General features: G+C 53.3%; 13 protein-coding genes. 9 read left to right on the forward strand and 4 right to left on the reverse strand.

Annotation, left to right across the window (positions count from 1 at the left end):
* Window positions 1–10 precede the first annotated feature (10 nt).
* From ACWWFX_RS17925 to ACWWFX_RS17935, 3 genes are read left to right on the forward strand one after another with little or no spacing between them, the layout of a single operon-like run.
* Window positions 11–358 (forward strand): YidH family protein, encoded by a 348-nt coding sequence (locus ACWWFX_RS17925; RefSeq protein WP_015343946.1) that lies wholly within the window; start codon window positions 11–13, stop codon window positions 356–358.
* Window positions 348–710, forward strand: a complete 363-nt coding sequence (locus tag ACWWFX_RS17930) for a DUF202 domain-containing protein (protein ID WP_276222861.1) — start codon at window positions 348–350, stop codon at window positions 708–710. Before ACWWFX_RS17925 ends, ACWWFX_RS17930 begins: the two co-directional genes overlap by 11 nt.
* Complete coding sequence (locus ACWWFX_RS17935) at window positions 707–1,825, forward strand: anaerobic sulfatase maturase (RefSeq protein WP_276222862.1); 1,119 nt, start codon at window positions 707–709, stop codon at window positions 1,823–1,825. Before ACWWFX_RS17930 ends, ACWWFX_RS17935 begins: the two co-directional genes overlap by 4 nt.
* Window positions 1,826–1,831: 6 nt before the next feature.
* Here the strand turns inward: ACWWFX_RS17935 and dsdA are convergent, their stop codons facing one another.
* Window positions 1,832–3,154, reverse strand: coding sequence for a D-serine ammonia-lyase (gene dsdA, locus ACWWFX_RS17940; RefSeq protein WP_473224408.1), 1,323 nt, complete (start codon window positions 3,152–3,154; stop codon window positions 1,832–1,834).
* A 17-nt stretch (window positions 3,155–3,171) separates the two neighbouring features.
* Window positions 3,172–4,509 carry a D-serine transporter DsdX gene (dsdX, locus tag ACWWFX_RS17945; protein WP_276222868.1) on the reverse strand — a complete coding sequence of 446 codons (1,338 nt, stop codon included), beginning with the start codon at window positions 4,507–4,509 and terminating at the stop codon, window positions 3,172–3,174.
* A 228-nt stretch (window positions 4,510–4,737) separates the two neighbouring features.
* Here dsdX and dsdC point away from each other — a divergent pair, with 228 nt between their 5' ends.
* The gene (gene dsdC, locus ACWWFX_RS17950) at window positions 4,738–5,676 is read left to right on the forward strand and encodes a DNA-binding transcriptional regulator DsdC (protein WP_473224409.1); all 939 of its coding nucleotides are present in this window, start codon (window positions 4,738–4,740) and stop codon (window positions 5,674–5,676) included.
* On the opposite strand, the gene emrD is transcribed toward dsdC, so the two are convergent.
* Window positions 5,661–6,845: a multidrug efflux MFS transporter EmrD gene (gene emrD, locus ACWWFX_RS17955; protein WP_327622001.1), complete on the reverse strand. Its 1,185-nt coding sequence runs from the start codon at window positions 6,843–6,845 to the stop codon at window positions 5,661–5,663. The two genes, dsdC and emrD, sit on opposite strands and share 16 nt — an antisense overlap.
* A 293-nt stretch (window positions 6,846–7,138) precedes the next feature.
* Between emrD and ivbL the strand changes: the two genes are divergently transcribed.
* From ivbL to ilvN, 3 genes are all read left to right on the forward strand, one after another.
* Window positions 7,139–7,237 (forward strand): ilvB operon leader peptide IvbL, encoded by a 99-nt coding sequence (gene ivbL, locus ACWWFX_RS17960; protein ID WP_072277096.1) that lies wholly within the window; start codon window positions 7,139–7,141, stop codon window positions 7,235–7,237.
* 108 nt (window positions 7,238–7,345) lie between these two features.
* On the forward strand, window positions 7,346–9,034 hold the full coding sequence (ilvB, locus tag ACWWFX_RS17965; RefSeq protein WP_149463763.1) for an acetolactate synthase large subunit: 1,689 nt from the start codon (window positions 7,346–7,348) through the stop codon (window positions 9,032–9,034).
* 3 nt (window positions 9,035–9,037) lie between these two features.
* On the forward strand, window positions 9,038–9,328 hold the full coding sequence (ilvN, locus tag ACWWFX_RS17970; protein ID WP_015343952.1) for an acetolactate synthase small subunit: 291 nt from the start codon (window positions 9,038–9,040) through the stop codon (window positions 9,326–9,328).
* A 1-nt stretch (window position 9,329) separates the two neighbouring features.
* On the opposite strand, the gene ACWWFX_RS17975 is transcribed toward ilvN, so the two are convergent.
* On the reverse strand, window positions 9,330–10,115 hold the full coding sequence (locus ACWWFX_RS17975) for a DeoR family transcriptional regulator (protein ID WP_456146753.1): 786 nt from the start codon (window positions 10,113–10,115) through the stop codon (window positions 9,330–9,332).
* A gap of 326 nt (window positions 10,116–10,441) precedes the next feature.
* On the opposite strand from ACWWFX_RS17975, the gene rbsK reads away from it, so the two are divergent.
* Window positions 10,442–11,362 carry a ribokinase gene (gene rbsK / locus ACWWFX_RS17980; RefSeq protein ID WP_149463761.1) on the forward strand — a complete coding sequence of 307 codons (921 nt, stop codon included), beginning with the start codon at window positions 10,442–10,444 and terminating at the stop codon, window positions 11,360–11,362.
* A gap of 27 nt (window positions 11,363–11,389) precedes the next feature.
* Complete coding sequence (fucP, locus tag ACWWFX_RS17985) at window positions 11,390–12,706, forward strand: L-fucose:H+ symporter permease (protein ID WP_456146752.1); 1,317 nt, start codon at window positions 11,390–11,392, stop codon at window positions 12,704–12,706.
* Window position 12,707 lies beyond the last annotated feature (1 nt).

A 12,707-nucleotide genomic window follows, 5' to 3' on the forward strand; every position in this document is an offset into this window, starting at 1 on the left:
AGGAGCCACAATGAAAATTTCCCGCCTCGGAGAAGCCCCGGATTACCGTTTCTCGCTGGCGAATGAACGCACTTTTCTGGCGTGGATCCGCACATCGCTGGGCTTTCTGGCGGCGGGCGTCGGCCTTGACCAGCTGGCGCCTGACTTCGCAACGCCGGTCATTCGTGAACTCCTGGCACTTTTGCTGTGTTTGTTCGCGGGCGGGTTGGCGATTTACGGTTATTTGCGCTGGCTGCGTAATGAAAAAGCGATGCGGCTGAAGGAGGACCTGCCTTACACCCATAGCTTACTGATTATCAGTGTGATTTTAATGGTTGTTGCCGCCATTGTGATGGGCCTTGTGCTTTATGCCGGCTAACCGTAAAGCGCGCAGGGAGAGTGATCCAGGTCTGCAGCCTGAGCGTACCTCGCTTGCCTGGTTTCGTACCCTACTTGGTTACGCTGCACTGATGCTGCTAGCGATAAAACATAACTGGCATCAGGCAGGGATTTTGTTCTGGATCTCAATTGCGGTACTGGCAATAGCCGCACCGGTGCTTTGGCGATATACTCGAAATCGCATTTTAATGGACGTTGCTCAAAATGATTTTGCGCAACCCCGCGTGGTGCGCGATAAGTTTTTTATCGCGCTTGCGGTTCTCTCACTGGCGTTGCTGTTTGCGGTAACGCATCTGCGTCAGGTGGGGTTATTGATAAAGGATTATCTATGACAGGCTGTCAGGTCATGGTCAAACCGGCCAGTTCCCGTTGTAATCTGCGTTGCAGATACTGCTTCTATATTGAAAAACCACAACAATGCGTAATGGATGACGACACGCTTGAGGCGTTTATTCGTCAACATATCGACGCGCAGCCGGGCGATGAAGTGCTGTTTGCCTGGCAGGGTGGCGAACCTACGCTCTGCGGGCTGGATTATTTTAAACGTGTTGCCGCGCTTCAGCAGCGCTACGCAAATGGCAAGCGCATTGCTAATGCCTTCCAGACCAACGGTATTCTGCTTAACGATGCGTGGTGTCAGTTTTTCCGCGAGCATAACTGGCTGGTAGGAATTTCTATCGATGGTCCCGCGCCGTTGCATGATGCACTTCGGGTTAGCAATAGCGGCAAGCCCACTCATCACAAAGTTGTCGATGCTATCCATCTTTTGACCACACATCGCGTTGAATTCAACCTGCTGGTGGTCGTCAATAACCTTAATAGTCAGCATCCGCAGGCGCTTTATCGCTACTTACGTACACTCGGCACGCCGTTTATCCAGTTCATCCCACTGGTTGAGCAGGGTGAAAACGGTCAGTTAAGCGCAGAATCGTTGACCGCAGAAAGCTGGGGAACCTTCCTGACGCGCGTCTTTTCCGTCTGGGTGAGAGAAGATATCGGCCGCGTTTACGTGCAACTTTTCGATTCCACGCTGGGGGTCTGGTGTGGCTATCCTTCCCAAATGTGTGCGCAAAGTGAGCGCTGTGGCCACGCTTTTGCGTTGGAATCTAATGGCGATCTTTATCAGTGCGATCACTATGTCTATCCGGCGTATCGGCTGGGCAATATTCACGAGCAACCGCTGAAGGTGCTAAACGCACAGCCAGAGGTCGCGGCTTTTGGCGCAAACAAACAGCACGCGCTGACGGAGACTTGCCGACAATGCCCTGTGCTGCGCTTGTGTCAGGGTGATTGCCCAAAACATCGTCTGAATGCAGGCAAAAGCGCCCTGTGCGAAGGCTATCGCCACTTCTTCACCCATTCCGCGCCGCATATGAAAGCGATGCGCGATCTGCTGAAGCACCATCGTTCACCCGTTGAGCTGATGATGATGCTCCAGCAAAGCTAGTGGTCGTTAACGCCCTTTCGCCAGATACTGCGCCATCTCTTCTTCCGGCACCATGCCGCCGCCCGTCGCCCATACCAGATGGGTGGCGTGGCTAAGTTGTTCGGTACTGAAACCGTGCATCTGCTGATACGCGGTGGATGTGCAAACGCGCTGCGGCCCGGCCATACCTGCCAGTGCTGAAGGCTCCAGACGAATATTTTCTTCCTGCGCCAGCCAGCCCAGCATGTCGTACATGGTCTGATCGTCGAGCGTATAAAGCCCGTCGAGCAGGCGTTCCATCGCGCGGCCTACAAAGCCGGATGCGCGGCCTACCGCCAGCCCGTCTGCCGCCGTCAGGTTATCAATGCCGATATCCTGAACGGAAAGCGCATCGTGCAGGCCGGTGTACACGCCCAATAGCATGCACGGCGAGTGAGTTGGCTCAGCAAAGAAGCAGTGAACGTTATCGCCAAAAGCCAACTTCAGGCCAAATGCCACGCCGCCAGGGCCGCCGCCCACGCCGCACGGCAGATAAACAAACAGCGGATGATCGGCATCGACCACACGCCCCTGCTGGGCAAACTGCGCTTTCAGGCGCTGCCCGGCGACGGCATAGCCAAGGAATAAGGTGCGGGAGTTTTCATCGTCGATAAAGAAGCAGTTCGGGTCTGACTCCGCCGCTTTGCGCCCCTGTTCGACCGCCACGCCGTAATCTTCTTCGTACTCGACCACCGTTACGCCGTGGCTGCGCAGCTTCGCTTTTTTCCAGGCGCGGGCGTCGGCGGACATATGCACGGTAACCTTAAAACCGATGCAGGCGCTCATGATACCGATCGACAACCCCAGATTCCCGGTTGAGCCCACCGCGATGCTGTACTGGCTGAAGAACTGTTTGAACTCAGGCGAGAGCAGCACGCTGTAGTCATCTTCGGTGCTCAGCAGGCCCGCTTCCAGCGCCAGTTTCTCGGCGTGGGTCAGCACTTCATAGATGCCGCCACGGGCTTTAATCGAACCAGAAATCGGCAGATGACTGTCTTTCTTAAGCAGGATTTCGCCGCTAATTTTCTGGGCGAACTGCTTTTCCAGCCGCTGCTGCATGGCCGGAATTGCCACCACGTCAGATTCAATAATTCCGCCGGTTGCGGCGGTTTCCGGAAACGCTTTTGCCAGATACGGCGCAAAACGTGTCAAACGGTCGTGTGCTGCCTTAACGTCTTGTTCCGTCAGGCCAACATAGGGTAAACCTTCCGCAAGAGAGGTGGTACCGGGGTTAAACCAGGTGGTCTCTTTGAGCGCGACCAGGTCGTCCACTAAAGGATATTGAGCGATGAGTTTTTGAATGTTTTCCATAGTACGTCTCTTTGCGCTTAGATGATAAAGGAAAGCAGGAATGTGCATGCCAGTGCAACGACGGAGGCAATAAATGTCGCCGTTGTATAGTATTTGAACGTTTCGTTAAGGGTCGCGCCGCAATACTGTTTCACCAGCCAGAAGAGGGAATCTGTGACGATCGTGCAGCCAATTGCGCCAGAACCAATAGCAATGGCGATGATCTCCGGGCTTACGTTTGGGTAAAGCGGCAGCATCGGGGCGACAATCGCCGTTGCACCCATCATCGCTACCGTGGCGGAACCAACCGCCGCATGCAGAATCAACGCCACCAGCCACGCCAGCAGAATCGGGTGCATATGCATGTTGGAGAGGATCAGCGCCAGCGTATCTGCCAGGCCGCTGCTTTTGAGGATAGCGTTGAACGCCCCGCCCGCACCGATAATCAGCAGAATGTTGGCGATGGAACCAAAACCGTTCTCCGTATGGGTCAGCAGGGTGCTCATGCCAATGTGCTGACGCAGGCCAAGGATGTAATAAGCCACAAACACGGCGATAAACATGGCGGTTATCGGGTTGCCGATAAACTCCAGCAGCGTGTAAAGCGTACTGCCTTTCGCCATATTGAGCTCGGCGATGGTTTTCACCAGCATCAGGCCAATCGGCAGGAGAACCGTAAACAACGTTGCGCCAAGCGACGGCAGCGTTTTTTCATCGCGTACTTCAAGGTCTGAAAACTCGGCGGGTACCGCCTTAAAGGGCAGGCGATGACCGAGGAATTTCAGGTATAGCGGGCCGCCGATAAGTGAGGCCATTAGCCCGACCAGCAGGCCGTAGACGATAACCGTACCCAGATCCGCGCCCAGTTTATTGGCCACAAACAGCGCAGCCGGGTGCGGTGGCACAACGCAGTGAACGGCCATCAATGCAGTACACAGCGGAATCGCCAGCTTTAACAACGACGTATTGGTTTTTTTGGCGATGGAAAACGCCAGTGGGATCAGCAGCACGACGCCCACTTCCACAAACAACGTAATCCCACAAATCAGCCCCACCAGCACCATAATGACGTCAGCAGAGAGCCATCGGCAGCGCTGAAGCGTCAGCCCAATGCGCTCTGCCGCACCGGAGACTTCCATCATTTTGCCCAGAATGGTGCCCAGGCCGATAACGGCGGCCAGGAAGCCCAGCGTACCGCCAATCCCGCTTTCCACGGCATTAACCATATCCAGCGGGCCCATGCCCATCATCGCGCCCACAAAGAAGCTGGCTAACAGCAGCGCCAGAAACGGGTGGAATTTAAACTTCACGATGGTCAAAACGATCAACACGATGCTTATCAGCAGCGTGCTCACAACCCAGATTTGAGAGTGCATATCTCACCTTGCCCTGTGATTAACCTGCCCCTATTGGACAGAAAATGGGCATAGCCTGACAAACGATGTATTTGACCTTTCACATGAGCCAGATTGAATCAAAGTGGTGAGTTATGTCGAATAATGAGGGTAAATTGCGAGATGGTTCACTCTGATTCATCATTGCGCTGATTTTTGCAGCGTATTTTTTTACACTGATAAGCATTATTTGGGTTTGATGAGGCGGTTATGGATCCCCTGCGCGATGTGCGAAATCGGCTGCTGAACGGCTGGCAGTTATCGAAGCTTTACACTTTTGAGGTTGCGGCGAGGCATCAGTCTTTTGCGCTGGCGGCGGATGAACTCTCGCTGAGCCCCAGCGCTGTCAGCCATCGCATTAACCAACTGGAAGAGGAGCTGGGCATTCAGCTGTTTGTCCGCTCGCACCGTAAAGTAGAGCTGACGCACGAAGGAAAGCGGGTGTTCTGGGCGCTGAAATCGTCGCTCGATACCCTCAACCAGGAAATTCTGGACATCAAAAACCAGGAGCTCTCCGGCACGCTGACGGTTTATTCGCGTCCGTCCATTGCTCAGTGCTGGCTGGTACCCGCGTTGGGTGATTTCACCCGCCGCTATCCAGCAATTTCGCTGACTATGCTAACCGGGAATGACAACGTTAATTTACAGCGGGCGGGCATCGACCTGGCGATTTACTTCGACGATGCGCCATCGACGCAGCTCACGCATCATTTTTTGATGGATGAAGAAATTTTGCCGGTGTGCAGCCCCGATTACGCGCGGCGTTTTGATCTGCATGGACGGCTGGTGAATCTGCCGCACTGCACATTGCTGCACGACAGGCAGGCGTGGAGCAACGACTCAGGCACCGATGAATGGCACAGCTGGGCGCAGCATTTTGCAGTGAATCTGCCGACATCATCGGGCATTGGCTTCGATCGTTCAGATTTAGCGGTGATTGCCGCGATGAATCATATTGGCGTGGCAATGGGGCGCAAAAGGCTGGTACAAAAGCGCCTCGATAGCGGGGAGCTGGTGGCTCCCTTCGGCGACATGGCGCTGAAATGTCATCAGCACTATTACGTCACTACGCTGCCTGGCCGTCAGTGGCCGAAAATCGAGGCGTTTATTGGTTGGTTGCAGGAGCAGGCGGCTTACACCGGCTGCTGATGTTGATGAAAGCGTGAAGCCAGCGGTAGCCAGCAGAGGAAAATCAGCAGGCCCATCAGTGTCATCAGCAGGCCAAGGCTGGCCTGACCCGTCTGTGGCATCATCGCGGAAAGCCATGCCAGCACGCCGGAACCAATGTTCTGCAAGCCACCGACCAGCGCGCCTGCGGTACCGGCGAGGAACGGGAAGGGTTCCATCGCACCGCTGGTCGCCAACGGAAAGAGCATCCCCGCGCCGAAGAAGAACAGTGCGGCGGGCACCAGCAGCGTCCAGACGGTCATCACGCCGAACAGGCCCGGTATCCACATCATCAGCCCGGCGACCAGGCAACTCATGACCGACTGCCACATTAGCGTAGAGAAACGTTTATTCGGACGCCCGGCGAACCATGCGCCAAAGAATGCCGCCGGGATCGGCAGAATAAACAGAATGCTCACCACCATGCTGTTCAGACCAAGCACCGCGCCCATCAGTACGCCGGAGCAGGCTTCAAACACCGCAATGCCTGCGAGGCCACCAATCAGCATCAGCAAATAGCAGTTGAATGCGCTGCTGCCAAATAGCGTTTTATAGTTGCTGATAAGACGCGTTTTCGGCGCACCGGTCGGGCGCGTTTCCGGCATCCAGCGCGCCATGCTGAAGGTAACAATCACGCACAGGGTCAGCAGGAAGCCGTAGCATGCACGCCAGCTCCAGGCGGTATCAAGCAGCCCGCCAATCAGCGGTGCGAGCAGTGGGCTCACCAGAATACCCATATTCAACAGGCTGTTAGCGTGGCGAAGCTGGCTGCCCTCGTACAGATCGCGCGGCAGGGTGCGCGCCATTACGCCGCCCACGCCTGTACCCATTCCCTGTAACGCGCTGGCGGCAATCAGCACCGTCAGGTCGTGGGTGGACATGGCGATAACCGTCGCCAGCATGAAAATCGACATCCCGACGAGGATCACCGGGCGGCGACCTACGCGGTCAGATAGTGGGCCATAGAAAAGTTGCGAAACGCCATAGGTCAGCAGATAGGCGGCCATGACGCTTTGCACCGCGCCCTCGCGAACGTTGAGATCGCGTGCCATATCAGCAATTGCAGGAATATATATGGTTTGCGCCATCTGTCCGACGGCAACCAGCAACACCAGCATCAGTAAGATAGTGACGTTTCTTTGGCTTTTCATTTCTCTGATATTTTATAAAAAAAGAAAATATAAGAATAAGCTGCTGCTTATTACCCTAAATGCGGGTGGAATCTACCATATCAAGATGACAATTTAACCATCAGATATGTGAATGATTTGTAGCAGCCAGGCAGGATTTATAGACGGTGACGGCAACTAATCTTGCCAGTCTCAGCATGACTCTGGAGTGTGATCGCGCAGACATTTTCGCGCAGATGAATTTTTTTCCGTTGCCAGCTTTCACAACCTGTGTTTGTATGAATTCAATTGATGAATTGATAAACAGGTCCCTAATGACTCCTTCCATGATGACGTCGACCCTACTAAAAACCGCGCTACCAGCCGCGGTGGTCGTCGTGCGTGTGGTGGTGGTCGTCGGCAATGCGCCGTAGGGTCCGGAACAACATACGATTCCAAAACCCCGCCGGCGCAAACCGGGCGGGGTTTTTCGTTTAAGGACCCCTCCCCGGAAAGTCGGCTCAGAATAAAAGGACTGGAGCATGGCAAGTTCGGGCACAACATCACAGACCAGACGCTTTACCGGCGCAGAATTGATCGTCCATTTACTGGAACGTCAGGGGATCACCATGGTCACCGGCATCCCCGGTGGCACCGTGCTGCCGCTGTACGATGCATTAAGCCAAAGCAAAAAAATTCGCCATATTCTGGCGCGTCACGAGCAGGGCGCCGGGTTTATCGCGCAGGGTATGGCGCGTACGGCGGGGAAACCGGCGGTGTGCATGGCCTGTAGCGGCCCCGGCGCCACCAACCTGGTGACCGCCATCGCCGACGCGCGTCTCGACTCGATTCCGTTAGTTTGCATCACCGGCCAGGTGGCCTCCTCGTTAATCGGCACCGACGCGTTCCAGGAAGTCGATACCTACGGCATTTCTATCCCCATCACCAAACATAACTATTTAGTCCGCAACATCACGGAGTTACCGCAGGTTATTGCGGACGCTTTCCGCATTGCGCAGTCTGGCCGTCCGGGCCCGGTGTGGATAGACATTCCTAAGGATGTTCAGACCGCTGAAATCGAACTGAATGAACTGCCGGAGCCTGGCGACCGCGCGCCAACGCCTGAATTCAGCGCTGAGAGCGTGCGTGAAGCCGCCGCGATGATCAACGCCGCGCAGCGTCCGGTACTGTATCTGGGGGGCGGCGTCATTAACGCGCCGGAGCGCGTGCGCGAGCTGGCCGAGAAAGCGAATTTGCCGACCACCATGACCCTGATGGCGTTAGGTATGCTGCCGAAAGCGCATCCGCTGTCGTTAGGCATGCTGGGGATGCACGGCGCGCGCAGTACCAACTTTATTTTACAACAGTCTGATTTACTGGTTGTTTTAGGGGCGCGTTTTGATGACCGGGCGACGGGTAAAGTGGCTGAGTTCTGCCCGAATGCGAAGATCATTCACGTCGATATCGATCGCGCCGAGCTGGGGAAAATTAAGCAGGCACATGTCGCGATTCAGGCCGATGTCGATGATGTTCTGGCGCAACTGTTACCGCAGATTGACGCGCAGCCGCGTAATGCATGGCGTGAAAAAGTGGCTGAACTGCAACAGGAATTCCCGTGCGCGATTCCGCAGGAAACGGACCCATTAAGCCATTATGGCCTGATCAACGCCGTTGCTGCCTGCGTGAACGACGACGCGATTATCGCCACCGACGTGGGCCAGCACCAGATGTGGACTGCCCAGGCGTATCCGCTCAATCGCCCGCGTCAGTGGCTGACTTCCGGCGGCCTTGGCACGATGGGCTTCGGCTTGCCTGCGGCGGTTGGCGCAGCGCTGGCGAATCCGGATCGCAAAGTGTTGTGCTTCTCGGGCGATGGCAGCCTGATGATGAATATTCAGGAGATGGCGACGGCGGCGGAAAATCAGCTGGACGTGAAAATCATTCTGATGAATAACGAAGCGCTGGGCCTGGTGCATCAACAACAGAGCCTGTTCTACAAACAGGGCGTGTTCGCGGCGACCTATCCGGGCATGATCAACTTTATGCAAATTGCCGCCGGTTTCGGCCTGGCGACCTGCGACTTAAACAGCGAAACCGACCCGCAGGGCGCGCTGCAGGCCATTATCAATCGACCGGGTCCGGCGCTGATCCACGTGCGTATCGACCCGCAGGAAAAAGTGTATCCGATGGTACCGCCGGGTGCGGCCAATACTGAAATGGTGGGGGAATAAACCATGCAAAACACAGCACACGATAACGTCATTCTCGAACTCACCGTTCGCAACCACCCCGGCGTCATGACCCACGTCTGCGGCCTGTTTGCCCGCCGCGCGTTTAACGTCGAAGGCATCCTTTGCCTACCGATTCAGGACAGCGATCAAAGCCATATCTGGCTGCTGGTCAACGATGACCAGCGGCTGGAGCAGATGATGAGCCAGATAGACAAGCTGGAAGACGTGGTGAAAGTACAGCGCAACCAGTCTGACCCGACGATGTTTAATAAGATTGCGGTGTTTTTTCAGTAAGTTATTCGTCTTCCGAATCCGGCGTGATGACTTTTACCGAACCGTTCCGGCAGTGGATAACATAATCTGCCGGTAACGGACGATCGCTTATCAATATATCGAAGGCGGATAAGGGAGAGAGACTGGCAGGCGCAACTTCATCAAAAAGGGCATGGCGAGCCAGTAGAATTTTTCGTTGTCCACGCTCCATCGCTTTACGCTTAGTGGCGAGATCGTCGGGGTTAAACCAACTGACGCCAAAATGCTCATGCACGCCGCTTGCTGAGATAAACACTTTACGCGGATTGAGCGCATCTAAAGGCGAAGGGTTATTCGTATCGTAAAAGGCATCGCTTCGTGCGCGATAGGTACCGCCACAAAGCACCGCCGTGGCGTTGGGTTTTTCATTGAGTGCCACAAACACGCGGTGTGAGTAGCAGATGCCGGTGAAGGAAATATCGTCCGGGATCATACTGATCACTAACGGAATCTCCGGCCCATTATCAAAGAAGACCAGATCGTTTTCATTCACCATTCCTGCGGCCAATATGGCAACCGGAAGGTCGTCACGATGGTGTGCTTTTTTCACCGAAGTAGAAGGGGATGCTGGTGCGGCGGGTTTGTTCACCATCACGATATAACCGCCCAGAAGTGCCAGCGGGAGAGGTTCATCGTCCTGACTGAGATCTCGTCGAATGGTCATCACCGAAACTTCCAGCATTCGCGCCGCGTCTTTCAGATGGATTCGGTCGGTCTTCTTCAATAATTCCATCAAACGTCGAATGCGTTCTTTTTGCTTCGTTTCCATTCACTCTCTCCGCAAAGCGTGTTGTACATGTTCCTTACGTAACATTTTTGTTTGTTTTGGAACATCAACATAGTTGATTCACTATACGTCTGGTCACGGTGAAATAAAAGAGCGAAAGAACGAGGTTTTTGCGCTTAACTTGCGCTGTTTCAGCATGTTGTGGCGTTTTTCATGGTTTTTCTCTGGTGCTAACTAATCTTGTTAGCACAATAAATAATCAATAAAATGATGATGCAATCGCGATCACAGTCACAAATGATACGGAAGTAACATGATAATGTTATTTTAATATCATTGTTGTGTGATTGTTTCTGAGAGGTAGTAAAATGGATATCGCGGTTATCGGCTCCAACATGGTGGATCTCATCACCTATACCAACCAGATGCCTAAAGAAGGGGAAACACTGGAAGCGCCTTCCTTTAAGATTGGTTGTGGCGGTAAAGGGGCAAATCAGGCTGTGGCAGCGGCCAAGCTCAATTCTAAAGTTTTGATGCTAACCAAAGTTGGCGACGATATTTTTGCGGATAACACCATTCGTAACCTTGAGTCCTGGGGCATTAATACGACATATGTAGAAAAAGTACCTTGTACCAGCAGCGGTGTTGCGCCGATTTTTGTGAATGCCAATTCAAGTAATAGCATTCTTATTATTAAAGGGGCGAACAAATTTCTTTCACCGGAAGATATCGATCGCGCAGCGGAAGATTTGAAAAAATGTCAGCTTATTGTGCTACAACTGGAAGTACAGCTGGAAACGGTTTATCACGCCATTGAATTCGGTAAAAAACACGGTATTGAAGTGTTATTAAACCCGGCACCGGCATTACGTGAACTCGATATGTCATATGCCTGTAAATGTGATTTCTTTGTGCCAAATGAAACTGAACTGGAGATATTAACCGGTCTTCCTGTCGATACGTATGATCATATTCGCATTGCCGCGCGTTCTTTGGTTGATAAAGGGCTGAATAATATTATTGTCACGATGGGCGAAAAGGGCGCGCTGTGGATGACGCGTGACCAGGAAGTTCACGTTCCAGCTTTCAAAGTAAGTGCTGTAGATACCAGTGGCGCGGGCGATGCCTTTATTGGCTGCTTTGCTCACTATTACGTCCAGAGCGGCGATGTTGAAGCCGCCATGAAAAAAGCCGCTCTCTTTGCCGCTTTTAGCGTCACCGGGAAAGGCACCCAGTCATCCTACCCAAGCATTGAACAATTTAATGAGTATTTAACCTTAAACGAATAATTACCCTGCACTGTAAAAGGTAGCACTATGAACGATAAAAACATCATTCAGATGCCCGATGGCTATCTGAATAAGACCCCTCTGTTCCAGTTTATTTTGTTATCCTGTTTATTCCCATTGTGGGGATGCGCAGCCGCATTAAATGATATTTTGATTACGCAGTTTAAAAGTGTATTCTCGCTCAGTAATTTCGCCTCTGCGTTAGTGCAGAGTGCGTTTTACGGTGGTTATTTTTTAATTGCGATTCCGGCATCCCTGGTGATTAAAAACACCAGTTACAAAGTGGCGATTTTAATTGGTCTAACGCTCTATATCGTGGGTTGTACGCTCTTCTTCCCGGCATCTCACATGGCGACTTACACCATGTTCCTCGCGGCGATATTTGCGATTGCGATTGGTCTGAGCTTCCTGGAAACCGCCGCGAACACCTACAGTTCGATGATAGGCCCGAAAGCGTATGCCACCTTGCGCCTGAACATCAGCCAGACGTTTTACCCGATTGGCGCCGCTTCAGGCATTTTGCTGGGCAAATACCTCGTCTTCTCTGAGGGCGATAGCCTGCAAAAACAGATGGCGGGCATGAATGCCGAACAGATCCATAACTTTAAGGTGTTAATGCTCGAGAACACGCTTGAGCCTTATAAGTACATGATTATGGTGCTGGTAGTGGTCATGGTGCTGTTCCTGCTCACTCGCTTCCCAACCTGTAAAGTGGCGCAAACAGCCAACCATAAACGCCCATCCGCGGTCGACACGTTACGTTACCTGGCCGGTAATGCCCGCTTCCGTCGCGGCATCGTGGCGCAGTTCCTGTACGTCGGCATGCAGGTGGCGGTGTGGTCATTTACCATCCGTCTTGCGCTGGAGCTGGGTGATATCAACGAGCGCGATGCTTCTAACTTTATGGTTTACAGCTTTGCCTGCTTCTTTATCGGTAAGTTTGTCGCCAACATTCTGATGACGCGATTTAACCCGGAAAAAGTTCTGATTCTTTACTCCATCATTGGTGCGCTGTTCCTTGCATATGTTGCGCTTGCTCCAAGTTTCAGCGCCGTCTATGTCGCCGTCCTGGTCAGTATTCTTTTCGGGCCCTGCTGGGCAACGATTTATGCCGGCACGCTGGATACGGTGGATAACGAACATACCGAGATGGCGGGAGCGGTGATCGTCATGGCGATTGTTGGCGCGGCAGTCGTTCCGGCGATTCAGGGCTACGTCGCAGATATGTTCCACTCGCTTCAACTCTCATTCCTGGTTTCTATGTTCTGCTTTGTTTACGTCGGCATCTACTTCTGGCGTGAAAGCAAAGTGCGCAACAACCTGGCGGAAGCAACAGCTTCCTGAG

The sequence above is a fragment of the Pseudocitrobacter sp. 2023LY-00077 genome (assembly GCF_055796175.1).